Source organism: Mesorhizobium sp. M0306, from assembly GCF_040321655.1.
Taxonomy (GTDB): domain Bacteria; phylum Pseudomonadota; class Alphaproteobacteria; order Rhizobiales; family Rhizobiaceae; genus Mesorhizobium.
The window spans coordinates 94399-118371 of the sequence record NZ_JAMYRY010000004.1; the positions used below are offsets into that span (position 1 = coordinate 94399).

23 protein-coding genes and 1 pseudogene are annotated in these 23973 nt (G+C 63.4%); 11 read left to right on the top strand and 13 right to left on the bottom strand.

Annotated elements, in window-relative coordinates:
- Positions 1-13 precede the first annotated feature (13 nt).
- Together NKI95_RS09070 and NKI95_RS09075 are read left to right on the top strand one after the other, a co-directional pair.
- Positions 14-991, top strand: a complete 978-nt coding sequence (locus NKI95_RS09070) for a threonine/serine dehydratase family protein (protein ID WP_352716061.1) — start codon at positions 14-16, stop codon at positions 989-991.
- Positions 992-1083: 92 nt separating this feature from the next.
- On the top strand, positions 1084-1722 hold the full coding sequence (locus NKI95_RS09075; protein WP_352716063.1) for a glutathione S-transferase family protein: 639 nt from the start codon (positions 1084-1086) through the stop codon (positions 1720-1722).
- Positions 1723-1754: 32 nt separating this feature from the next.
- On the opposite strand, the gene NKI95_RS09080 is transcribed toward NKI95_RS09075, so the two are convergent.
- From NKI95_RS09080 to NKI95_RS09095, 4 genes are read right to left on the bottom strand one after another with little or no spacing between them, the layout of a single operon-like run.
- Positions 1755-2891, bottom strand: coding sequence for an ABC transporter permease (locus tag NKI95_RS09080; protein WP_292656995.1), 1137 nt, complete (start codon positions 2889-2891; stop codon positions 1755-1757).
- 8 nt (positions 2892-2899) lie between these two features.
- A complete protein-coding gene (locus NKI95_RS09085; RefSeq protein ID WP_352716066.1) occupies positions 2900-3820 on the bottom strand; it encodes an ABC transporter ATP-binding protein in 921 nt (306 codons plus the stop codon).
- Positions 3817-4770 (bottom strand): HlyD family secretion protein, encoded by a 954-nt coding sequence (locus tag NKI95_RS09090; RefSeq protein ID WP_352716068.1) that lies wholly within the window; start codon positions 4768-4770, stop codon positions 3817-3819. Before NKI95_RS09090 ends, NKI95_RS09085 begins: the two co-directional genes overlap by 4 nt.
- Positions 4767-5483: a CerR family C-terminal domain-containing protein gene (locus NKI95_RS09095; RefSeq protein WP_352716070.1), complete on the bottom strand. Its 717-nt coding sequence runs from the start codon at positions 5481-5483 to the stop codon at positions 4767-4769. Before NKI95_RS09095 ends, NKI95_RS09090 begins: the two co-directional genes overlap by 4 nt.
- An 88-nt stretch (positions 5484-5571) precedes the next feature.
- On the opposite strand from NKI95_RS09095, the gene NKI95_RS09100 reads away from it, so the two are divergent.
- The 3 genes from NKI95_RS09100 to NKI95_RS09110 are packed head-to-tail and all read left to right on the top strand — an operon-like array spanning position 5572 to position 7831.
- On the top strand, positions 5572-6045 hold the full coding sequence (locus tag NKI95_RS09100; protein ID WP_352716072.1) for a CYTH domain-containing protein: 474 nt from the start codon (positions 5572-5574) through the stop codon (positions 6043-6045).
- Positions 6042-6989, top strand: a complete 948-nt coding sequence (locus tag NKI95_RS09105; protein WP_352716074.1) for a CHAD domain-containing protein — start codon at positions 6042-6044, stop codon at positions 6987-6989. Before NKI95_RS09100 ends, NKI95_RS09105 begins: the two co-directional genes overlap by 4 nt.
- A gap of 41 nt (positions 6990-7030) precedes the next feature.
- A complete protein-coding gene (locus NKI95_RS09110; RefSeq protein ID WP_352716076.1) occupies positions 7031-7831 on the top strand; it encodes a C40 family peptidase in 801 nt (266 codons plus the stop codon).
- Between the two features lie 126 nt (positions 7832-7957).
- Here NKI95_RS09110 and NKI95_RS09115 read toward each other — a convergent pair whose 3' ends face one another.
- The gene (locus NKI95_RS09115; protein ID WP_352716077.1) at positions 7958-8761 is read right to left on the bottom strand and encodes a helix-turn-helix domain-containing protein; all 804 of its coding nucleotides are present in this window, start codon (positions 8759-8761) and stop codon (positions 7958-7960) included.
- 115 nt (positions 8762-8876) lie between these two features.
- Here NKI95_RS09115 and NKI95_RS09120 point away from each other — a divergent pair, with 115 nt between their 5' ends.
- Positions 8877-9737 (top strand): SMP-30/gluconolactonase/LRE family protein, encoded by an 861-nt coding sequence (locus NKI95_RS09120; protein ID WP_352716080.1) that lies wholly within the window; start codon positions 8877-8879, stop codon positions 9735-9737.
- 16 nt (positions 9738-9753) lie between these two features.
- On the opposite strand, the gene NKI95_RS09125 is transcribed toward NKI95_RS09120, so the two are convergent.
- From NKI95_RS09125 to NKI95_RS09140, 4 genes are all read right to left on the bottom strand, one after another.
- The gene (locus NKI95_RS09125; protein WP_352716082.1) at positions 9754-11466 is read right to left on the bottom strand and encodes a SulP family inorganic anion transporter; all 1713 of its coding nucleotides are present in this window, start codon (positions 11464-11466) and stop codon (positions 9754-9756) included.
- A 181-nt stretch (positions 11467-11647) separates the two neighbouring features.
- The gene (locus NKI95_RS09130) at positions 11648-11917 is read right to left on the bottom strand and encodes a helix-turn-helix domain-containing protein (protein WP_292656925.1); all 270 of its coding nucleotides are present in this window, start codon (positions 11915-11917) and stop codon (positions 11648-11650) included.
- 312 nt (positions 11918-12229) lie between these two features.
- Positions 12230-12931, bottom strand: coding sequence for a phosphatase PAP2 family protein (locus NKI95_RS09135; protein ID WP_352716085.1), 702 nt, complete (start codon positions 12929-12931; stop codon positions 12230-12232).
- 14 nt (positions 12932-12945) lie between these two features.
- Positions 12946-13284, bottom strand: coding sequence for a hypothetical protein (locus NKI95_RS09140; RefSeq protein ID WP_023679017.1), 339 nt, complete (start codon positions 13282-13284; stop codon positions 12946-12948).
- A gap of 199 nt (positions 13285-13483) precedes the next feature.
- Between NKI95_RS09140 and NKI95_RS09145 the strand changes: the two genes are divergently transcribed.
- Positions 13484-15475, top strand: coding sequence for a PhoX family protein (locus tag NKI95_RS09145; protein ID WP_352716088.1), 1992 nt, complete (start codon positions 13484-13486; stop codon positions 15473-15475).
- 100 nt (positions 15476-15575) lie between these two features.
- On the opposite strand, the pseudogene NKI95_RS09150 reads toward NKI95_RS09145, so the two are convergent.
- From NKI95_RS09150 to NKI95_RS09165, 4 genes and pseudogenes are all read right to left on the bottom strand, one after another.
- A pseudogene (locus NKI95_RS09150) lies at positions 15576-16255 on the bottom strand (GNAT family N-acetyltransferase).
- Positions 16252-16743 (bottom strand): MarR family winged helix-turn-helix transcriptional regulator, encoded by a 492-nt coding sequence (locus NKI95_RS09155; RefSeq protein ID WP_352716090.1) that lies wholly within the window; start codon positions 16741-16743, stop codon positions 16252-16254. The pseudogene NKI95_RS09150 and the gene NKI95_RS09155 overlap by 4 nt, the downstream one beginning before the upstream one ends.
- A gap of 167 nt (positions 16744-16910) precedes the next feature.
- Positions 16911-17672, bottom strand: a complete 762-nt coding sequence (locus tag NKI95_RS09160; protein WP_292656992.1) for an ABC transporter permease — start codon at positions 17670-17672, stop codon at positions 16911-16913.
- Positions 17673-17686: 14 nt separating this feature from the next.
- Complete coding sequence (locus tag NKI95_RS09165; protein WP_352716093.1) at positions 17687-18613, bottom strand: ABC transporter ATP-binding protein; 927 nt, start codon at positions 18611-18613, stop codon at positions 17687-17689.
- Positions 18614-18876: 263 nt separating this feature from the next.
- Between NKI95_RS09165 and NKI95_RS09170 the strand changes: the two genes are divergently transcribed.
- The 4 genes from NKI95_RS09170 to NKI95_RS09185 all read left to right on the top strand — a co-directional run bounded on the left by NKI95_RS09170 (position 18877) and on the right by NKI95_RS09185 (position 23886).
- Positions 18877-20250, top strand: coding sequence for a cytochrome ubiquinol oxidase subunit I (locus NKI95_RS09170; RefSeq protein WP_352716096.1), 1374 nt, complete (start codon positions 18877-18879; stop codon positions 20248-20250).
- Positions 20247-21251: a cytochrome d ubiquinol oxidase subunit II gene (locus NKI95_RS09175; protein ID WP_352716098.1), complete on the top strand. Its 1005-nt coding sequence runs from the start codon at positions 20247-20249 to the stop codon at positions 21249-21251. Before NKI95_RS09170 ends, NKI95_RS09175 begins: the two co-directional genes overlap by 4 nt.
- A 101-nt stretch (positions 21252-21352) precedes the next feature.
- Positions 21353-23575, top strand: coding sequence for a mechanosensitive ion channel family protein (locus tag NKI95_RS09180; protein ID WP_352716100.1), 2223 nt, complete (start codon positions 21353-21355; stop codon positions 23573-23575).
- Positions 23566-23886, top strand: a complete 321-nt coding sequence (locus tag NKI95_RS09185; RefSeq protein WP_352716101.1) for a hypothetical protein — start codon at positions 23566-23568, stop codon at positions 23884-23886. Before NKI95_RS09180 ends, NKI95_RS09185 begins: the two co-directional genes overlap by 10 nt.
- Positions 23887-23973 lie beyond the last annotated feature (87 nt).

The following is a 23973-nucleotide window of genomic DNA, read 5'->3' on the forward strand; positions in this document are numbered from 1 at the left end:
GCAGGACCTAGCCATGACCACCCCTCCCGGCATCGCCGATATTCACAGCGCAGCAGTGCGATTGTCCGGACTGATCGTCGAAACGCCGCTGATCGAATCGCCGGAGTTAAACAAGCGCTTCGGCGCCAGGATCCTGTTCAAGCCGGAGACGTTGCAGCGCACCGGCTCGTTCAAGTTCCGCGGTGCATACAACAAGCTCTCCCCGCTCTCGGCGGAAGAACGCGCCCGCGGCGTCGTCGCCTTCTCCTCGGGTAATCACGCGCAAGGCGTTGCCGCCGCAGCGGCGATGTTCGGCGTCAAGGCCGTCATCGCCATGCCCACCGATGCGCCGGCGATGAAAGTCGGCAATGTCAGGAAGATGGGCGCGGAAGTGATCACCTTCGACCGGGTCCGCGACGATCGCACTGCCGTCCTCCGTTCTTACGTGGAAAAGGGCATGGTCCTGGTGCCGCCCTACGACGATCCAGCCATCATCGCCGGCCAGGGCACGATCGGCCTCGAATTGATACGCCAAGCAAAAGCGCTTGGCGTCAGCCTCGATGCGGTGGTGGTTCCCTGTGGCGGTGGCGGCTTGAGCAGCGGCATTTCGATCGCGGTCAAGGACGCCTCGCCGGGCACCGCCGTCTGGGCGGTGGAACCCGAGCATTTCGACGACACACGCCGCTCGCTGATCAAAGGCGCCAGGGTGTCGAACGCGCCCGGCCACACCTCGATCTGCGATGCCCTTCTCGTCGCCGAGCCGGGCGCGATCACTTTCGAGATTAACCGCAAGAATCTTGCCGGCGCCATCGCCGTTTCCGACAAGGCGGTGGCACAGGCGATGCGCGATGCGATGGCTTGCCTGAAGCTGGTGGTCGAACCTGGCGGTTGCGTCGGCTTGGCCGCGCTGTCGTCAGCCGAGATCGACCTTGCCGGGAAATCCATTGCCGTGGTGCTCTCCGGCGGCAATGTCGATCTCAGCACCTATGCCGAGATCATTGCTGCCGGCTAAGATAGCGACCAGTTCCAGGTCATGTGCCGGTTCGAGGTGCTTGAGCGTCCGTTGCGCCCGGTCGAACCGGTACCCTCCAAAGACTGAGATCGATGAAACTGTTCTTCAGCCGCAATCCCAATCCTCGCCTCGCGGTCGCGGTGGCACGGTATCTCAAAGCCAAGGTAGAGTTCGAATTCGCCTCTCCCTTCGCTCCGGGGCAGGCCAAGCGCTTTCGGCCGCTCAATCCAAATCTTTCATTGCCCATCCTTGTAGGCCTGGGAAAAAGCCTCTGGGAGGCCGACGCCATAGCCTGCCGGCTTTCACGCGACACGCATTCGCATTTCTGGCGCACCGGCGACGACGAGCCCGAGATGATCAGATGGCTGAGTTGGGGGAAAGAGAACTTCGCAAGAGCCTGCGATGTCGTGCATTTCGAGCGCGGGACCAAACAGCGCTATGGGCTCGGCCCGATCGATCAGGCGCGGGTTGAGGAGGGCCTGAGGGACTTCAGTACCGCCGCTGTAATACTTGATGCCGAGCTTTCCCAGCGAGAATGGCTGGTCGGAAATTCGGTCTCCTACGCCGACTTTCGAATGGCGACGTTTCTGCCCTTCAACGACGTCGCCCGATTGCCTCTCGATGATTATCCTTCTGTCGGCCGCTGGTATCGGCAGCTTGAAGAAATCGACGCCTGGCGCGATCCATTCGAAGGGCTCAATGCACCTGAATTGACACCGGTCCCGGGCTAGGCCAAGGCCGTGTGAATCTCGATCATTTGACCCTAATCCAGCGTCCGGCGGAATCGCACCAGCGCAATGCCGGCGAACAGCGCCACGAACACCACCAGCCAGCCGATTTCCGTTGCCACCGCCGGCAGCTCGGCGCCCTTCAGCATCACTGCGCGGATGATGCGCAGGAAATGCGTCAGCGGCAGCACCTCGCCGAAGACCTGCGCCCAGTCCGGCATGCCGCGATAGGGGAACATGAAGCCGGACAGCATGATCGACGGCAGGAAGAAGAAGAAGGTGAGCTGCAGGGCCTGCATTTGCGTGCGGGCGATCGTCGAGATCGTGTAGCCGAGCAGCACCAGCGCCAAGACGAAGATCAGGACCGCCGTCAATAGCAGCGACATCGACCCGGTGAAGGGGATGGCAAACAGAAGCTTCGAGGCCGCCAGCACCACCAGCACCTGCACGGCGCCGACCGCCAGATAGGGCAGCACCTTGCCCAGCATGATCTCGAGCGGGCTGGACGGCATCGCCAGAAGGTTCTCCATTGTGCCGCGCTCGGTCTCGCGCGTCAGCGCGATCGAGGTCATCATCACCATCGTCATTTGCAGGATGACGCCCAGCAGGCCGGGCACGATGTTGTATTGCGAGACGGCTTCCGGATTATAGCGCCGGTGCACCACCACCTGGAGCTGGCCCCGGGCAGCTTCGGCCGCCGTCTCCTGCATGCCGCGTGCCCTGAGCAGCGCCTGGTTGGCAACTGTGCCGAGCGTCGAGATGGCGCCGCTGGCGACGGCCGGGTCGGTCGCATCCGCCTCGATCAGGATCTGCGGACTATCGCCGCGCTCGACCCGTCGGGCAAAATCGGCGGGAATGGTGACGACGAAGGCGACGTCGCCGCGCGCCATCAGGAATTCGGCTTCGGCGGCACTTTGCGCGACATGGTCGAAGCGGTAATAGCCGGTGGTCTGCAGCGCCGAAACCATGGCCCGCGTGTAAGGATCGCTGCTCATCACCACCAGCGCTGCCGGCAGGCTCTTCGGGTCGTTGTTGATGGCATAGCCGAACAGCACCAGCTGCATCAGCGGCACCCCCAGCATCATGGCGAAGGTGATGCGGTCGCGCCGCATCTGGATGAACTCCTTGATCAGCAGCGCGCCGAGCCTGGCAAAGGAAAAGACGCTGTTTATCCCATTTTTCATCCCATGTTGTCCTTCGAACCGGACATGAACTGGATGAACACATCCTCCAGGCTGGTCTCGCCAGGCGATACCGTGACGCCCTTGTGCTCTTTCTCGACATCGGCGAGCGCTGCCTGAAGCGCCTTCCTGTCGGAGCCGACGACATGCAGCGTCGCGCCGAACGGCGCCACTTGATCGACGCCGGGGCGGCCACTGAGTGCGGTCGCGACCTGGTCGAGGCGCGGCCCTTGCAGGACGAAGGTGGTCAGGCCAGCGTTCCTCACCACGTCCTCGACCGTGCCGGTAGCCAGCATCTTGCCATAGGAGATGTAGCTGATGCGATGGCAGCGCTCGGCCTCGTCCATGTAATGGGTGGAGACCAGCACGGTCAGCCCGCCGCTCGCCAGCCGGTGGATCTCGTCCCAGAATTCGCGCCTGGCCTTCGGATCGACGCCAGCCGTCGGTTCGTCGAGCAGCAGCAGTTTCGGCTTGTGCATGATGCAGGCGGCCAGCGCCAGCCGCTGCTTCCAGCCGCCGGACAAGGTGCCGGCCAGCTGGTTCCTGCGCGACGTCAGGCCGAGATCCTCAAGTGTCTTAGCCACATGCTCGTCGAGCGGCTTCAGCCGGTACAGCCGTGCCACGAATTCGAGATTCTCGCCAATCGTCAGATCTTCGTAGAACGAGAATCTCTGCGTCATGTAGCCGACTTCGCGCTTGATCCGCAGGCTGTCGGTGCGGATGTCGAAGCCCAGAACCGTGCCTTCGCCCTCATCCGGCGTCAGCAAGCCGCACATGATGCGGATGGTCGTCGTCTTGCCTGAGCCGTTCGGCCCGAGGAAGCCGACGATCTCGCCCTCGGCCACCGTCATCGTCACATGGTCGACAACGGTCTTGTCGCCGAAGCGTTTGACCAGGCCGTGCACGTCGATGACGTTCATTTTCCGATGTCCGCCAGATCGACGTCGACGATCTGCCCGGGCTGCAATGCGCTGGCGTCGCCCTCCGGCCGCGCTTCGACCAGATAGACCAGCTTTTGCCGGGTCTCGAGCGAGTAGATCACCGGCGGCGTGAATTCCGGATCCGGCGACACATAGCTGACGCGAGCCTTCACGCCCGATCCGCAACCGTCGCAATGGACGTTGAGCAGCGTGCCGACCTCGACCGACGAGAACGCGCTTTCCGGCACATAGACGCTGAGCTTCACCGCCCCGTCCGGCAGCATGGAGATGACCGGCGCGGTCGGACCGGCCGTGTCGCCTGGATAGCGGATGACATCGTTGACCCGGCCGGGCGAGGGAGCCGTCAGCACGCGCTTCGACAACCGCCATTGCGCTTGCTCCAGGGCCGATTGCGCCTGCCTGACCTGATTGTCGGCGGCCTTGATCGTCTCCGGCCGTGCCGGCAGGCCGCCGACGGCGAGATTGGCCTCCGCCTGGCCGACCTGTGCGTTGGCCGTCTCCAGCGTCGCGGAAGCCGTGTCGTAGTCGGCCTGTGTGCCGGTGCCGCGTTTGAACAGATCGCTGGCGCGGATGTATCGGCGTTTGGCGTCGGCGGCTTGCGCCTTGGCCATGTCGACCTGCGCCTTGAGCACCGCGATCTCTTCCTGCCGTTTGCCGACCTGCAGGTCGGCAAGTTGCGCCTGGGCCTGCGCAAGGGCCGCCTCGGCTTGTGCGATGGCGATCTTGGCGTCGGCGTTTTCCAGCGTCACCACCGGCGTGCCGGGCGCGACGCGGTCGCCGCGCTTGACCGCAATCGTCTCGACCTGCGCCACCTCGATCGGCGCCAGCAGCACATAATCGCCCTCGACGTAGCCGACGGCGAGCGGTGCTGCCGGCGCGCAGGCGCTGAAAAGCTGGGCGGCAAGCGGCAAAGAACAGAGCAGGCTCATGATCCACGATCCTTCCGTACAACCAAATCGCGCCGAGCTAAAATCGCGCTGAGATTGTCGGTTACTGTCGCCGCGATCTTGCCGGCCTCGTCATCGCCGATCTCGCGCCAGCCCATCCGGCGCATAACCGCCTCGCGACCGATGCGGAAGTAGACGACCTGGCCGATCAGTGTGAATACGGTGAGTTTTGTGCGCTCGCTCTCGGCCGGCTCGCCCGTCGCCTGTTCCCAGATCAGGCAGAGCCGGTGATGCGCCGGTTCGAACACGCCATCATAGATACGGTCGAGCGCGGCGGTTGGATGCGACAGCTCACGCAGGACGAACTGCACAATCTCGCCGGCTTCCGGCCTTGCCGCGATGAAGGCGACCATCCGCTCCAGCGCGACGGCTAAATGTGCCCGCGCGGCCTCGGTATCCGCCAATGCCGCGGGCGGCGCCTGCAGATTGCCGATCGCCTGGCCGGCAACGGTCTGGATGGTGTCGACGATGTAGTCGGCCGCCGCGTTGCGGAGCCCTTCCTTGCCGCCGAAATGATAGGCGATCGAGCCGATATTGGCCTTGGCCTCAGCCGCGATCTGGCGCGTCGACGTGCCGTCGAAACCCTGGCGTCCGAACAGCTTCAGCGCCGCGCGCACGAGTGCCGTCCGCGTCATATCTGCGGCGGTCTTGGGCGCCTCATGAGGAAGGCCGCTGGCGTTGGGCGATTTGATCATGGCCGGCAATTTAATCAATCGAATGATTAAAGTCAAGTGCGGTCAAGCGGCTTGCCAACTCTGGCCGTGCGCGCTTTAGTGCCTGACCATGGGCAAGGAAATCGAGCGTAAATTCCTGGTCTCAGGTGAGGAATGGCGGGCAATCGTCGAGGCGGACATTCATATCCGTCAATTCTATCTTGTCGCCGAACCCAGCCGTACGGTGCGTGTGCGCATCAGCAATGATGCCGCCGCCAAGCTGACGCTCAAGTTCGGCAGCCAGGCACGCGAGCGCGATGAATTCGAATATCCGGTGCCTTTGGCGGAGGCGCAGGAGATGCAAGCCTTTGCCATCGGACGTGTCATCGAGAAGACACGCCACCATGTTAGACACCGCGGCTATCTCTACGAAGTCGATGTCTTCGGCGGGACGCTTGCGGGGTTGGTGATCGCCGAGCTCGAGACGCCGGAGGATGTACCGGACGAAATGCTGCCAGATTGGCTCGGCCGTGAAGTCACCGGCGAGCCGAGATATTACAACGCGTCGCTCGCCCTTGGGGGGATTCCGGAGATCGTCGCATGAGCTTTCGTATCGATCCGCGCACGTCGCTGACCGGCGAGGTCAGGCGCATCCTCGCCGATGAGATCGGCAAGGCGATCGACCATCTGAACGCGGCGCGTGACAGGCCCGAACAGGGGCTGCACAAATGCCGCAAACGGCTGAAGAACGTCCGCGCGTTGCTGCGCCTTGTCCGTTCCGGAGACGAAACATTCTGCGTGACCGAGAATCAGTGCTACCGCCAGGTGGCGGCCCTGCTTGCTGGTCCGCGCGAGGCGACCGCGCTGGTCGAAACAATTGACCGGCTGGCGGCAAGCTTTCCCGAGCAAAGTGCCGGCGGTGGCCTCGATGCCGTGCGTGACAGGCTCGTCGCGCGCCAGCATGAACTGCATGGCGGAGCAGGCCTCGATGCCGCGATAGGCGCGGCGATCGCCGCATGCGAGGAAGGTGTCGCAAGGATCGACAAGCTCGCTCTGCCCGACCAGCCGGAGCAGGCTGCCGACGTGCTCGCCGAAGGCGCGCGCACCACTTTGCGCCGCGCCAGGAAAGCGCTGGACAAGGCGGCTTCGCGCGGCGAAGCCGATGACTTTCACGATCTGCGCAAGGCGGCCAAGACGCATGGCATGCACCTGTCGCTGCTCGGCCGGCTGTGGCCGACGCCGATCAAAGCCCGGCGCAAGGCCGTCGACGAATTGGGCGAGCGGCTCGGCGAACTGCACGATGTGTTCGTCATGCGCGCGCTTCTCGATGCCGAGGACCAGCCGCTTGGCCCCCCTGAGGAGACGCGGTTGCTTGCCAAGCTGCTGAAGCGCTCGGAAAAGAGCCTGAAAAAAACCTGCCTCGCCGAGGCGGCCGAGCTTTTCGGCGACAGTCCGAAACGCTCGACGAGGAAGCTCGCCCGTAAAGCGCGCGACGATCTCACAGCGTCACCGCAGCACGAAGACGCCGGCGCGCCTGGCGTGGGCTGATCATGGTCTAATTTGCCGCCCTGTGGTAATCGCCGTCTGGCATGACCGAGCCCGGCGACACGCTACTGGACCGAATTGGCCGCTGGCTTGCCGGCCGGCTGCAGGAGGAATCGTCCGGCTACGAGCCCTACACGCCGTCGGACGCCGAAACGCTGCGCCGCACTCTCGAACCCGGCGACATCCTGCTCATCAAGGGCAACCAGAAGATCTCGGCGGCAATCAAATACCTCACGCAGTCGACCTGGTCGCATGCCGCCTTCTATGTCGGGGATGCGCTGCCGGAGCCGGAGGACGGATCGGAGCGGCGGCGCCTGATCGAGGTCACGCTCGGCGATGGCTGCATCGCCGTGCCGCTGTCGCGCTACCGCAGCTACAACACCCGCATCTGCCGGGCGAGCGGCCTGGCTCCCGAAGATCGCGACACGGTCGTCGCCTTCATGATCGGCAGGCTCGGTCTCAGATACGATCTCAAGAACATATTCGACATGCTGCGCTACTTCTTGCCGACGCCGCCGGTGCCGGTGCGCTGGCGCCGCCGCATGCTGGCTTTCGGTTCCGGCGACCCGACGCGCGCCATCTGCTCGTCGCTGATCGCCGAGGCATACGGCCGGATCCGCTACCCGATCCTACCCGAGATTACCCGGGCGCCCGGCCGTGCCTCGGCCCAGTCGAGCTATTCGCGCAGGGAAATCCTGCACATCCGCCATCACTCGCTCTACACGCCGCGCGACTTCGACCTGTCGCCCTACTTCCGTATCGTCAAGCCGACGCTGGAATACGGCTTCGACTACCGGCAGATGGTCTGGGATGACAAGGTGGCGGCGAACAAGACCGCCGAATAGCCGCTCGATCTTGTGTTTGGGCAAGGGACGCTCTGAGAACCGGTTTCCGGCCGATACTCAGGGTTAAGAAGCTCAGTCAGACTGGCTGCCGCCAACAGCCCGGACTCGGTCGTTCTGCATTCTGACCTAGGCCGGCAGACGCCGTCCGTTTGCGGCGGCCGCAACTCGATCGTCCGTCCGCGCGCCTGCGTCGCGCGGATGTGGCCCGATCGGCATGATTACCGGGAACGGCGTTGCGCCGAACGCAAACGTCCATTTGTAGCCGACCAGTCCGTCTTCGGGCGTCGTGTGCTGGTCGTGATGAGCAAGCAATTTGGCGCGCTCCGCCAATTCCTCCGCCTCGCGCCTGACCATTTCCGCCGTTTCCGGCCGCATCCGCCTGGAGAAGCTGACGAATGTCGCCTCGCGCTCAAGATGGGTGATGGCCCAGCCGATGAAATTCTTGTTGGTCATTTCGAACAGCGGCCGCAATGGCCCGTCGAAATTCCACTGGATCGGTGCCTCGACCAGCAGCCTTGCCGATAGGCCGCGACCGAGCGCGACCAGGCCGAGTTCCTCGAGGTCGCGCAGATAGAGGAATATCGAAGCCTCGCTCAGTCCTTGGGAGCGCATGATGCCTTCGGGCGTGAATTTCTCGGAAAGCATGACGAAGACGAACAGCAGTGCCGGCCGCCCGGCGAGCTTGCGCTCGATCTCCGGCGCGATCTGGTTGGCGGGTCCTGGTCCTCTGTTCATAGAGCCGAGCACGTTCTCCAACTCCACGCCGGCGGCAGTGCAGATCTCCATCAGCCGGTCGAGCTTGCAGTTGCGCTCATGAAAGATGCGTTTCACCGTCGGCTCGGAAACACCCATGCGCTCGGCAAGGACGCGGTAGGTGATGCCCTTTGCCTTAAGCGTCCGCTTCAGCGCTTCGAAGATCAGGCCGTTCATGGGATGCACCTCTTTTGCACGATTTGGTATCAGCCTTCGGTACTAGTCCAGATAGATCTTCCCGAAAAGTATCGAAAGGCCTAGCTCTCCGCCAGTCCATTACAGGAGACTAGCCATGAAAAGCCTCTTCACACCGATACTTCTCGCCATCGTCGGCATCGCGACTGCGCCGGCAGTTCAGGCCGCTGAACTCTGGCGCGCCGGCGGCCTCGAGCAACCTGAATCGGCGCTGTTCGACGCCGCCGGCCAGCGCGTTATCGTCTCGAATATCGTCGGTAATCCCGGCGAAGCCGACGGCAACGGCTATCTGTCGATCCTGTCGATGGACGGCAAGCTACTCACGCAACACTGGACCGACGGCATGGACGCGCCCAAGGGCATGTCGATTGCCGGCGGCAAACTCTACGTCGCCGACCTCACCCATGTGCGCGTCGTCGATCTCGCTAGCGGCAAGCTAGCGTCGACGATCGACGTGCCGAACGCCGTCTTCCTCAACGACATGACCGCTGATGCATCCGGCAAGATCTACGTCACCGATATGCTTGCGGATACGATCTATCGCATCGACGGCGACCGGCCGGAACTGTTCGTCAAGGATGCTTCGCTCGCTTCGCCGAATGGCATCTTCGCCGATGGCGGTCGGCTGATCGTCGCTTCCTGGGGCAAGGGCATCAAGCCCGACTTCAGCACCGCGGAGCCGGGCGGCCTGCTCTCGGTCGATCTTGCTACCAAGGCCGTTTCGCCACTGCCCGGCGCGGAAAAGTTTGCCAACCTCGATGGCGTCGTTGCCATCGGCGGCAGCATCTACGCCACCGCGTATATGACCGGCACGCTCTACCGCTACAAAGCCGGCGGCACGCCGCAAGTGGTTGCGACGTTCAAGCCGGGCAGCGCCGACATCGGCACCGACGGCAGGTCGACAATCTTCGTGCCGCTGATGAATGACGGCGAAGTCGCAGCGTTGGGCCTCGACTAAGCCGGCAACTGCCAGCTCAGACGGCGGGCGCGGCTTTCTTCAGCTGCGCCCGCGCATCCGTGATCGAGGCGGCATAAGTCACCAGCGGCCGCTTGACGCCGTGGTTGATCAGCATGCGGCGTGTCTGCGGTGAAGCGCCTGATATAATGAAGCGAACGCCGGCGCGGCTCGCCTTGTGGGCCGCGCCCTCGATGACATTGGCCGCCGTCGAATCGAAGAACGGCACCGCCGAACAGTCGAGGATGAAGTTCTTGCGCTGGTCGGCGATGCGGTCCAGCACGGTGCCGACGGTCGAGGCGGCGCCGAAGAAAAAGGCGCCCGAGATCCGGTAGACGACGGTGTCGGCATCGCTCGCCTCGCTGGAATCATAAGCGCTGGCGCGGTCGGCGACGTCTTCCTGCACCAAGGATTGATGATCCGCCTCCACCGCGATGCTCTTGGCCATGCGGTCGATGAACAGGATCGAACCCAGCGCAAAACCGACGACGATGCCTTCGGTCAGGTCGCGGAAGATGACGATCAGGAACGTCGCCATCAGCACCAGCGCATCGCCGCGCGAGGCGCGCAGCAACGTGGCGAAGGCCTGTTTCTCGAACATGTTCCAGCACACCACCGCCAGCACGCCGGCAAGTGCTGCAAGCGGGATATAGCTGGCCAGCGGTGCTGCCACCAGCATCAGCGCAAGCAGGATGGCCGAGTGCATCATGCCTGAGACCGGTCCATGCGCGCCGGCCCGCACATTGGTCGCGGTGCGGGCAATGGTTCCGGTAGTGCAGATGCCGCCGAACAGAGCGGAGGCGACATTGGCGAAGCCTTGCGCCACCAACTCGCAATTGGAGCGATGCCGCCTTCCGGTCATGCCGTCGGCGACGACGGCCGACAGCAGCGATTCGATCGCCCCGAGCAGCGCAAAGGCGATGGCGTCCGGCAGCACGTCGATTATCCTGTCGAGGCTAAGCGGCGGGAAGGCCGGCCATTGCAGGCTGCGCGGGATGCCGCCGAAACGCGTGCCGATCGTCTCGGCCGGCATGGCGAGCAATGCCACGACGAGGGATGCCAGTCCGATGGCAATCAGCATGGCCGGCCACTTCGGCCGAAACCGCTTCAACATCGCAATGGTGATGATGGTCAGTGCCGCCACCGCGGTTGCGGCGAGGTTGATCGTTCCGGCCGCCTCGCCGATGGCCATCAGCTTCGGCACCAGCGGCCCCGGTTCCTTGCCGGCGAGCTTCAGCCCGAACAGTTCGACGATCTGGCCGGAGAAGATGATGACGGCGATGCCGGCGGTGAAGCCGACGGTCACTGGATAGGGGATGAACTTGATGTAGGTGCCAAGCCTGAGATAGCCGATGGCAAGCAGGAACAGGCCGGCCATCATCGTCGCCAGCAGCAAGCCGTCGACGCCAACCCGCGCCACTGTCGCAGCCACCAGCACAATGAAGGCGCCGGCCGGGCCGCCGATCTGGAAACGGCTGCCGCCAAGCGCCGAGACCAGGAAGCCGCCGATGATCGAGGTGTAGAGCCCGCGTTCCGGCGTCACGCCTGAAGCAATGGCAATTGCCATCGACAGCGGCAGCGCTACGATGGCGACAGTCAGCCCGGCAATGGCATCGGCCTTGAAGTGCGCGAGCGTATAGCCCTCGCGCAGCACCGTCACCAGCTTCGGCGTGAACAGTTCGGAAAATGTCGGGCGTGCCGGTTGATGCGCTGCCCGCCGGGTCTGATCCATCGAGTGCCTTCCCCATGAAACCAAGGAGGCGGCGGGATCGTCGGCAGGACTGTCGGCGGTCGCCGTCGCGACTTGGAGCGGCGTGCGTCCAAATGGGCGCACAGATACGCTCCAACACTTTTGAACGGCGCATCGGACTATCCGAAAATCGGATTTGATTTTCGGCGATGCGGCAGTACCATCAGCCCTGCGGGTTCTGCGGCGTGACAGGCTTGAGGCGAACGCCCCTGCCGCCACGCTCGCTCGCCTGGTTCTCGCCGATCAGCTCGACCCCGGCCTCTTCAAGGGCCTGGATGACCTTCATCAGCGTATCGACCACGCCCCGGACCACGCCGTCGCTCGCTTCCATGCGCTGAATGGTTGGAAGCGAAACCCCGGCGCGCTCGGCGAGCGTCTTCTGATCGATGCCGGCCAGCGCCCTCGCGGCACGCATCTGCGCGGCAGTGATCATCGGCCAAAACCCCCGTCTGAATCTGCGGTATCACGTATAATACCTTCATTATGATGGTTCAAGCATCATCTTGCATATGTGAAACATGCAGCACTCTTTGCCAGCCGATGCGCTAGCATGCTACGACATCGTTTGGCGGGACATCCATTGCGATCCCGATTTCACAGGCGACGACTCAAAAAGGATGAGCAGGTGAAGATATTCAAAGCGTTGGCGACCTCGACAGCCTTGCTGTCGATGGTTTTCCTGCTGGCAGGCTGCGGCCATGGCCTGATCAACAGGCTGATTTGACCGCAAATCGACTGACATGAGTCAGGTGCCGCCGGCCCGCCCGAGCCGTCGCTGCAGGAACCGGGCCGCAAGCCAGCACAGCATCGCCCAGGCAAAGCCGGCGCACCAGCCGGCCAATACGTCGGACGGCCAGTGGACGCCGAGATAGATGCGGCTGATGCCGACCACCACCGTCGTCAGCACCGCCAGCCCGAGCACATAGATCTTCGTTGTCCGCCCGGGCAAAAACCGCGCCGCCATGCTGCCCAGCGTCAAATATGTTACCGCCGACAGCATGGCGTGGCCGCTCGGAAACGAAAGCGATGCCACGTCGGCGAGATGCGAGACCAGATCGGGGCGCGGCCGGTCTATATCGAACTTGAGCACGCTTGACAGGACCTGGCCACCCGCTACCGCGACGAACATGAGAAGCGCCGCGCCTGGCCTGCGTATGAGGAGCAGATAGACGATCATTGCCGCGGTAATCAGGACCAACACGCTGGCGCTGCCGAGGCTGGTGATGTCGCGCATCGCTCCTTCCAGCCACGCCGGTCCGATCGGATTGTCGGGCTGGCCGGCCTTGCGGAAGGCGAGCAGGATTTCGGTATCGAAGGCATGCGGCGTGGTGGCCCGCGCCATCTCCATCAGCTCCTCGAACCCCCACAGCCCGCCGGCAATGATCAGCCCGGCCAGCAGAACCGGGAACTCCAGCCAGTTGCGCAGTCTGCTTGCGGTCTTCTTCATCGGCCCGATCGCAGTTACAGCCTTTGCAGATAGGGCCCGAGCGTGATCAGCGCCACAGCTGCGATGGCAAGCACAATGCCGGTCGCCTGCAAGGCATTGACGCGCTCGCCGAAGAAGACCAGCGCCACCACATTCACCGACACCAGCTGGATCACCGCTGACAGGCTGAACGACACCGACATGCCGAATTCACGGATCAGCCTCAGCATGATCAGATTGCCGAGCGAATAGAGCGCCAACGTCAGCACGATCTTGCCGAGGCTCGGCGCCAGCCCCCACTGTTTGGCAGCCATCGCCGCCAGCAGGAAGATCACCGTCGAAACGCAGAGCTGCCCAAGTCCCCAGAAACTCACTTTTTGTTCCTCCCGATGCGGTCCTACGCCCACCGCAGCTCTTGTTTCCGAAGCGCCGGTCGCGGTCAAGCGGGGCCGATGCTGGATACAAAATCGCAGTGGTAATTAGCCGGCATGTCATCAAACTGTGACCTGCCGGCGATACCGGACTGGCCAGGCAACACGCTCCAGCAATCCATCCAGCCAGAGGCATGCCCCTATGACCGAACATCGCTCCCCTGACGCCCATTTCCGCACCAGCCTGCTCGAGGAAAACGACGGGCCAGGAGCCAATCCCACCGACAACCGCACCATGGGTGAAATCATCGCCGCGCGGTTCTCGCGCCGCGGCTTCCTCAAGGGCTCGCTTGCCGTCTCGGCCATAGCCGCTACCGTCAGCCCGCTGGCGCTGATCACCGCCGACAACGCCCGCGCCGCCGAAGGCTCCGCCTTCGCTTTCGACGAGCTCGAGGCCGGCATCGACGACAAGCATCACGTCGCACCCGGCTATGACGCCGATGTGCTGCTGCGCTGGGGCGATCCGCTGTTCGCCGATTCGCCGGAATTCGATCCGACAAAACAGTCGGCGGAGGCCCAGGCCAGACAATTCGGCTACAACAACGACTATGTCGGCTATATCCCGATCGACGGCTCGGCCGAGCACGGCCTGCTGGTGGTCAACCACGAATACACCAATCCGCACCTGATGTTTTCGGGCCTCGTCACCATCGTCGACGGCAAAGCCAAGCAGGCGCCTCTCAGCAAGGAACAAGTCGACGTCGAGATGACCGCGCATGGCGGCACCATTGTCGAGGTCCGCAAGATATCAGGCAAATGGCAGGTCGTTCGCGACGGCAAGCTCAACCGCCGCATCACCTCCAACACCGAGATCGAGCTCTCCGGCCCCGTCGCCGGCCACGACCGCGTCAAGACCAGCGCCGACCCGAGCGGCACCAAAGTCATCGGCACTGTCAACAACTGCGCCGGCGGCGTCACGCCATGGGGCACCTATGTCATGGCCGAGGAGAACATCCACGGCTATTTCTCGGGCGAGCTGCCGCAGAGCCATAAGGAAGCCGCCAATTACAAGCGCCTCGGCATTCCCGAAGGTGCCTATGAATGGGCAGCGCATTACGACCGTTTCGACATCGGCAAGGAGCCAAACGAGCCGAACCGCTTCGGCTGGATCGTCGAGGTCGACGTTCAGGATCCGACTTCGGTGCCGAGGAAGCGCACCGCGATGGGCCGCTTCAAGCATGAGGGCGCCGAGTCGATCGTCGCCAAGGATGGCCGTGTCGTCTTCTATCTCGGCGACGACGAGCGCTTCGACTACGTCTATAAGTTCGTCACCACAGGCAAATTCAACCCGGACGACCGCGCTGGAAACAAGGATTTGCTCGACGATGGCACCTTGCATGTCGGCAAGTTTGCCGAGGACGGTTCGGTCGAATGGTTGCCGATCGTCTTCGGCCAAGGGCCGCTGACGGCGGAGAACGGCTTTGCCAGCCAGGCCGACGTGCTGATCGAAACGCGCCGCGCCGCCGACCTGCTCGGCGCCACCAAGATGGACCGTCCGGAAGACATCCAGCCCAATGCCGCCAACGGCAAGGTCTATGTCATGCTGACCAACAATTCGAAGCGCAAGGCCGATCAGGTCGACGCCGCCAACCCGCGTGCCGAAAATGCCTTTGGCCACATCATCGAGATCGTCGAGGACGGCGGCGATTTCACTGCCACCAAGGGCAAGTGGGAGGTGCTCTTGAAATGCGGTGATCCCTCGGTTGCCGCTGTCGGCGCCACCTTCTCGACCGCAACCACGGCCAATGGCTGGTTCGGCATGCCGGACAATTGCGCGGTCGATTCGGCCGGCCGCCTCTGGGTTGCTACCGACGGCCAGGGCCCGAAGGCCACTGGCCGCACCGACGGTCTGTGGGCGGTCGACACGGAAGGGCCGGCAAGGGCCACATCAAAGCTGTTCTTCCGTGTGCCGATAGGCGCCGAAATGTGCGGCCCGTTGTTTGCGCCGGACGACCAGACCGCCTTCGTTGCCGTCCAGCATCCGGGCGACGGCGGCGAGGACTGGGAGGCTTTCGGCCGTCCATCCTATTATGAGGATTTGTCGACCCGCTGGCCCGACTTCAAGCCGGACATCCCGGTGCGCCCGGCGGTCGTTGCCATCACCAGGCAAGGTGGCGGCAAGATCGCGGTCTGACGCGCAGCCAGGTCTTGCAGTCTCAAGGAAGGATTTCGGCGATACGAAATCCTTCCTTTCCTGATACACGCATCCATGCTGCCCATCATGCGCCGACGAATTATTCGGTGCGCTGAACCACGGCCACATTCATTGTGCTTCGCAACCTGAAGCCAATGGACTTGTATAGTCCTATGGCCGTGGCGTTGCTGGCATAGGCGTGGAGATAGGGAACTTCGCCGCGCGCCACTATCCGGTTTGCCACGAACAGGGACAGCAGCTTGCCCAGGCCGCCGCCCCGAAATTCCGGATGTGAGCATACCCCGCTGAGTTCGGTATAGCCGGGTTGCTTCATGCGCTCGCCGGCCATCGCCGCAAGCCTGCCCTCGATTTTCACACCCCAAAAATCGCCCAGGCTCAAGGCTTCGAGCGTGAATGGGCCAGGCTTGGTGAGCAATGCCAGGGCGAGCATCTCAGCGGCATCGTCTCGCGTCAGACGTTGCACGCGTTTGTCAGACACGGTTTGCAACGGCTGCTCGGCAATCATCTGAACCCCGGCTGCGGTCGAAGTCGCGGAAAGCCCCGCGGGCAGATCAATGGCGTCCGACTGAAGCAGAATGACACTCTCGCCTGGGGAACAAGCTTTCCGAGCGCCTGCAAGTTATCCGCGTCGTCCGCCCCGGTGGCGGCGAAAGGGACGATTGACGGCCGGTATCGCATGGCGAGGTTGTCACCCTCCGCGAAGGCCCGATGTCGCGTCTGAAGCGCGCTCCAGATAGGGCGGTCAAGCAGGTGCCTCATTGTACCGCATCCTTCGGTTTTTTTACTCGATGGTCGAGGGGAGCCGCGGCGAGGCCGTCCTCGATGGCAGCCAGCTGATCAAGAAGAGGCCCCGAAAGATCCGCGCACAGATCCGCGACGGCGTTCTCGATGCGCGGCCAGACCTCGCGCTTTGCGACATCGACCAGCCGCCGGCCATCCCGAGTGAGGGAGACAATCCTGCGCCGCTGGTCATCGGTCGACTGACTGACTTCGAGCAATCCCAATTCGGCCAGAAGCGAGACGCTTCGCGTTACACCTGGCTGCGCGATCCCAAGGGATTGCGCCAGTTCTCCGACTGGCAGCGGGCCCAGCCTGTCGAGCGCGGCCAGCAACGGGTACTGGCTCGCCTGAACCGGGACATCCAGCCGGTCGAGCAGGCGCTGCGCCTCCGCTTGCAGTTGCTCGCCCATACGCTTCAGCCTGCTGCCCAGGCACAGGAAGCCAAGCGATCGTATGACGTCTTCCATAGGTCACTTCATCTCATGCGAAAATCGATAACATGATATATAACAATGCATAAAAAGCAAGCTTGAGCGTTCAAGCGCCGGCTCCGGGCACGGGCGCAGGCCTATATCGCCTTCGGAAAAGAAACGTCGATCGATAAGGCTGCTTCGCCTGGACAAGGCCCGTTCGATCAGTTGCGCAGCCGGTAGCCGGTCCTGAAGATCCAGGCGACGATTGCTATGCAGACGAGCAGGAAGACCACCGTCATGCCAAGGCTGACGCCGACCGAAACGTCGGATTTGCCGTAGAAGCTCCAGCGGAAGCCGCTAACCAGGTACACCACCGGGTTGAACAGCGTCACCGTGCGCCAGATGCCGGGCAGCATGTTGATCGAATAGAAGCTGCCGCCAAGGAAGGTCAGCGGCGTGATGATCAACAGCGGCACCAGCTGCAGCTGCTCGAAACTCTTCGCCCAGATGCCGATGATGAAGCCGAACAGGCTGAAGGTCACCGCCGTCAGCACCAGGAAGGCGAGCATCCAGAACGGATGCTCGATCGTCAGCGGTACGAACAGCGAGGCCGTCGCCAGGATGATCAGGCCAAGCACGATCGACTTTGTCGCCGCACCCCCGACATAGGCGATGACGATCTCCAGATAGGACACCGGCGCCGACAGCAATTCGTAGATCGAGCCGACGAATTTCGGAAAGTATATGGCGAAAGACGCGTTGGAGATCGATTGCGTCAGCAGCGACAGCATGATCAGCCCCGGCACGATGAAGGCTCCGTAGCTGATGCCGTCGATCTCGGTGATGCGTGAGCCGATCGCCGAGCCGAAGACGACAAAATAGAGTGACGTCGAAATGACCGGTGAAACGATGCTCTGCAGCACGGTGCGAAGAGCGCGCGCCATCTCCACCCGATAGATCGCCCATACCGCATGAAGATTCATGACCGCGCGCGGGTTCATGCCTGTTTCCTCACCAGATTGACGAAGATCTCCTCGAGCGAGCTGTTTTCCGTATCGATGTCGCGGAACTGGATGCCGGCCGCCTCGAGCTCGCGGATCAGCGAGGCGACGCCCGGCCGTTCGCTCTGGTTGTCATAGGTATAGGTCAGCTGCCCGCCATCCGGCGAAAGCTCCAGCGCGTAGCGCGAAAATGCGTCGGGAACGGTGGCCAGCGGGCTGCGCAGTTCCAGCACAAGCCGCTTGCGGCCCAGCTTGCGCATCAGCTCGGCCTTGTCCTCGACCAGCACGATCTCGCCGCGGTTGATGACGCCGACGCGGTCGGCCATCGCCTCGGCTTCTTCGATGTAGTGCGTGGTCAGGATGATGGTGACGCCGTCTTCGCGCAGCCGGCGCACCATCGCCCACATGTCCTGGCGCAGCTCGACATCGACGCCGGCGGTCGGTTCGTCGAGGAACAGGATGCGCGGCTCATGCGACAGCGCCTTGGCGATCATCAGCCGGCGCTTCATGCCGCCGGACAGCGTGATCGCCTTGGCATCCTTCTTGTCCCAGAGCGACAAGTCGCGCAGCACCTTTTCGACGAACGCCTTGTCCGCCGGCTTGCCGAACAGCCCGCGGCTGTAATTGACCGTCGCCCACACGCTCTCGAAGGCGTCGATGGTCAGTTCCTGTGGCACCAGCCCGATCAGACTGCGCGCGGCGCGGTAGTCGCGGTTGATGTCATGGCCGTCGACGGTGACGGAACCCGACGAGCGGTTGACGATGCCGCAGACGATCGAGATCAGCGTCGTCTTGCCGGCGCCGTTCGGCCCGAGCAGCGCAAATATCTCGCCGCGCACAATATCGAGATTGATCTCCTTCAGAGCCTGGAAGCCGGTGGCGTAGGTCTTGGTGACCCCGGAAATCGAGATGATCGGCTGCATGGCTGAAAACGGCTGCTTGAAACAGAGTTGTTGATTTAATCCGCTGAATGTCGGTTCGCAAATCCGGATGTCAATGGCGCTCCTGACAGTTCTGGACATCGAGGTTCGCCGGAATAGGCAACACCTTCCCGGTCGTCCAGCCAAATTCCATACAAAAGCAGATTAACCGGCACTGCGGCGTTCCGCCTCGCGGCGGGACGCCGCTTTGACCGTCCGGCGCATCAAGCCTATCCTTGTACAAACAAGCAGCAGCCGGAGCCGCCATGGACCCGCTCATTCTGTCGCGCATACAGTTCGGCGCGAACATCTCGTTCCACATCCTGTTCCCGGCGATCACCATCGCGCTCGGCTGGGTGCTGCTGTTCTTCAAACTCCGCTACAACGCGACGGGCGATTCCGCCTGGATGCGCGCTTATTTCACCTGGGTTAAGGTATTCGCGCTGTCCTTCGCCATGGGCGTGGTTTCCGGCGTCACCATGAGCTTTCAGTTCGGCACCAACTGGCCGGGCTATATGAAGACGGTCGGCAACATCGCCGGCCCGCTGCTTGCCTACGAGATCCTGACCGCCTTTTTTCTCGAGGCGGCGTTCCTCGGCATCATGCTGTTCGGCTTCCGCCGCGTCTCGAACCGCGTCCATACGCTGGCAACGGTGCTGGTGGCCGGCGGCACCACCTTGTCCGCCTTTTGGATCATCGCGCTCAATTCGTGGATGCAGACGCCGGCCGGCTTCGAGATGCGCGATGGTGTGGCGCACGCCACCGACTGGTGGGCCGTTGTCTTCAATCCGTCCATGCCCTACCGGCTCGTTCATATGCTGCTTGCTTCGGGGCTGACCGTCTCCTTCCTGATCGCCGGCCTGTCGGCGCTGCGCTATCTCTACGGCGATCGCTCGGAATCGATGTGGAAGGCCTTGCGCACCGGCGTCTTCACCGCCGCGATCCTGATCCCGATCCAGATCTTTGCCGGCGACCAGCACGGCCTCAACACGCTTGAACATCAGCCGCAGAAGATCGCTGCGATGGAGGCCAACTGGAACACCGGTCCCAACGTGCCGCTGGTGCTGTTTGCGCTTCCCGATGAAGCGGCCAAGGAGAACAGGTTCGAGCTCACCATTCCCGATGGCGCCAGCCTTATCCTCAGGCACAGCGCCGGCGGCATCGTACCGGGGCTGAACGACTATACCGGCAACCATCCCCCGGTATTTCCGGTGTTCTGGGGCTTTCGCATCATGGTCGGCACCGGCCTCCTGATGCTCGCTGTCTCCTGGTCGGCGGCCTTCTTCCTCAAGCGCCGCCACAGCCTGCCTAAGCCGCTGGCGCTTGTCATGGTGCCGATGGCGCTGTCCGGCTGGCTGGCGACGCTGGCCGGCTGGTACACCACCGAGATCGGCCGCCAGCCCTGGTTGGTCACCGGCGTGCTGCGTACCGCCGATGCTGTCGGCCCGGTCGCCGGCAGCCATGTCGCGCTGTCGCTCGCGGTCTATCTCATCCTCTACGCGCTGCTGCTGATCGCCTATCTCGGCGTGCTGGTGCATCTGGCATTGAAGGCGGCGAAGGATGGTGACACCTCGCCGCTGCCGGGCGTCATGAACAGGCCGCTGTCGCAGCCGGTTGCGCAACCGGGAGAAACATCATGAGCTTCGACTGGCCGACCCTGTTGCCTCTGATCTTCGCCGGCCTGATGGGCCTCGCCATCCTGATCTACGTCATCCTCGACGGCTTCGATCTCGGCATCGGCATCCTGTTCGCCGCAGCCGAAGATACCGAGCAGGATACGATGATCGCCGCCATCGGCCCGTTCTGGGACGCCAACGAGACCTGGCTGGTGCTGGCGGTCGGCCTGCTGCTGGTCGCCTTCCCATTGGCGCACGGCACCATCCTGACGGCGCTCTACATTCCGGTCTTCGTGCTGCTGGTCGGCTTGATCCTGCGCGGCGTCGCCTTCGATTTCCGCGCCAAGGTGCCTGCCGGCAGGAAGCACCGCTGGAACCGCATCTTCTTTCTCGGTTCGGTCATCGCATCGCTGGCGCAAGGCTATATGCTCGGCGTCTATGTGCTCGGCCTCGACGTCGGCGCTGGCGGCATCGCCTTCGGCGCGCTGGTGGCGCTCTGCCTTGCCGCCGCCTACGCGGCGATGGGAGCGGCGTGGGTCATCTACAAGACGGAAGGCGACCTGCAGAGGAAGGCGGTGCTGTGGCTGCGCACGGCACTGGTGCTGACCGCGCTCGGCATGGTCGCGGTATCGCTGGCCACGCCCTTTGCCAGCGCGCGCATCTTCGACAAATGGTTCGTCTGGCCGGCCATGCTCTATTTGTCGCCGTTGCCGATCCTGTCGGCAGTGCTGTTCCTGTGGCTATGGCGCCAGACCTTCCATCTGCCGAAGCCCGGCGACCGCCACGCGCTGCTCCCGTTCCTGACATTGGCCGCGATCTTCACACTCGGCTTTGCCGGCCTCGCCTGGTCGTTCTACCCTTTCGTGGTGCCCGACCGGCTGACCATCTGGCAGGCTGCTTCGGCACCCGAAAGCCTGGCCGTCATCCTGGTCGGGACGGTCGTCGTGCTGCCGATCATCATCTTCTATTCGTTCTTTGCCTACCGGGTGTTCGCCGGCAAGGCGACGGATCTGACCTATGACTGACCGGCATCGCCGTCGCCGCCTGAAACAGAATATTCATCTTCAAGCGGAATAACCTTCTCTGGCCGGCCCAGCAGAATCGCCGGCAGAAGAAGGGCAACAGAATGACCCCCTTTTTTGCGGCAAGGCAGGATCGGCTGTTGCTTATGCTGATCCGGACGGTCGCGCTGATCGGCGCATTCGCGCTTGCCGGCCTGCTGCCGGCCATACCGCAGGCGCATGCCCAGGACGCGGCCAACTGGACCGGTGTGTGGGACACGAAGTGGCGCGGCGGCGGCGCCCAGATCAAGTTCGAGCAGACCGGCGCTGACGTAAAGGGCGTGTACCCGCTTTACAACGGCCGCATCGAGGCCAAGGCCGACGGCGACAAGCTTGTCGGCCACTGGTTCGAAGGCGACCGCCAGGGCGCCTTCACCTTCGTCCAGTCGCCCGACGGCGGCAGCTTCATGGGTCGTTTCGATGCCGCCACCGCCGAATGGTGGACGGGGGTGCGCGTCAGCGCCGTCGAGGACGTCCGTGTCGACCAGTCGAGCCCGATGAGCACCATGCGCTCGTTCCTGCAAACGATGAACGAGAGCGGCGCCGACAACGTGCCGCGCGCCACCGGCGGCGGCATGGGTCTTGCCGGTCTGGCAGCGGGTCTCGTCGACGTCACCGAGACCGACCGCGGCGGCCTCAACATGCCCGATTACACCAAGCTTCTGTTCACCGTCATCGACAACGCGACGTTCCGTCTGTGGAGCCTGCCGCATGACACGATTGCCGGCGACGAGGTGAGGGCGACGCTGCCGCAATACGGCACCAGGGTTTCCTTCGACGTCACTTTTCGCCGCAAGAATGGCGACTGGTTCATCGTCGGGCCGCCACTTGCCCAGCTCCAGGCCAAGCTCGCCGAATTCCAGGAAGCGCGTGGCGAAGCTGTCGACATGGTCGACGATCCGAGCAAGCTCGCCTCGCCGCGCGATACGTTCAAGGTACTGTTGAGCGGCCTCACCGAAGCCGGCGATCCGGCACAGGCGGCGCTCGACCTGCGCAACTACAGTCCGGCGGTGCGCGGCGACGAGGCTTTCCTGCTCGAACGCTATCTCAAAAAGGTCATCGACCGCATCGGCTATGTCTATTGGCAGGAGATCCCCGACGATCCGAAGAGCAACACCCCCTTCGTCTATTTCGAGCATCCCACCGGCAACATCGTCATCGGCCCGGTCGAGACCGAGAAGGGCAAGATTTGGCAGTTCACGCCCGAGACGCTCGCCCACATCCGCGCGCTCTACGCCGACGTCGAAGACGTGCCGGTGGCGCCGGAATTCGCCGCCTTCGCCAGCACCGACCCATTCTTCATCGCCCGTGGCCTCGCCCGCGAGATCAGCCCCGGCCTGCTCACCCGCACCGGCCCGATGGAGCACTGGCAATGGTGGATGCTCGGCCTTGCCGCACTGGCCGGCATCGTCTTCGGCTACATCGCCAATGCGCTGATTTCCTTGTTTGTGCCAAGGACGGACAGCTCGGCCTTCTTCCGCATTGTCGAATGGGCGGTGCGCTCGATCGTGCTTGGCTTCTTCCTGCTGTTGACGCTGCGCCCGCTCGGTCTGCCGCAAGTGGTCGCCGCCCCGGTCAAGGCAATCGCCTGGAGCCTGATCGTGATCGGCGCCGTGCCGGTGGTCTGGCGTCTGATCGGCAAGGTCGCCGACCACTATCGCGGACTGTGGCAGGTGCCCGGCTACCACGACACGCTGATTTCGCTGTCCACCGGTGTCGCGCGCGTCGCCGTGCTGGTCGTCGCCTTCCTGCTGTTGGCCGAAGTGCTCGCCATCCCCTACGAAGGCGTCATTGCCGGTCTCGGCATCGGCGGTCTGGCGGTGGCGCTGGCCGCGCAGCCGACGCTGCAGAACTTCCTCTCCGGCCTGACGCTCTATGCCGATCGGCCAGTCAGCGTCGGCGACTTCTGCAAGTTCGGCGACCAGTCCGGCACGATCGAGCATATCGGCATGCGCTCGACGCGCATCAGGTCGCTCGACCGCACGATCATCTCGGTGCCGAACTCGGATTTCGCCGGCATGCAGATCGAGAACTACGCGCATCGCGACCGCACCCGGTTCGCGACGACGCTGCAGCTGCGCTACGAGACGACGCCCGATCAGCTGCGCTACGTCCTGGCCGAGCTGCGCAAGCTGCTGATCGCCCATCCGCGCGTTATCGACGAGCCGTGCCGCGTGGCTTTGCCGGCTTCGGTGCCTATTCGCTCGACATCGATGTGTTCACTTACGTCAAAACCGCCGACGTGGCCGAATTTCAAGCCATCCGCGAGGACATCCTGTTGTCCATGATCAACATCATGGATGATGCCGGCGCGCAGTTCGCCTTCCCTTCGTCACTGGAATACAGAGCCACCGATCTTCCGGTCGACGACGAAAAACGCATCGCCGCGGAGAAAAGGGTCAGCGATTGGCGCGGGGCGGAAAACCTGCCTTTCCCCGACTTCAGCCAGATCGACAAATTTGCCCTCAACAACACGCTTGCCTACCCGCCTGAGGGCTCGGCGCATTATCGCGAGACAGAGCCCGACCCGGACTCGGCCGAGGCAAAGGCGACGCTGGAGAAAGTGCGCTGGAGCCTGCCCTGGAAAAAGGGTGTGTAGTAATCTCCCCCCTTGAGGGGGAGATGGCCGGCAGGCCAGAGGGGGTCGGTTCGGCTGGCGCCACGCTGCATTTCGAGGAGGTCGATG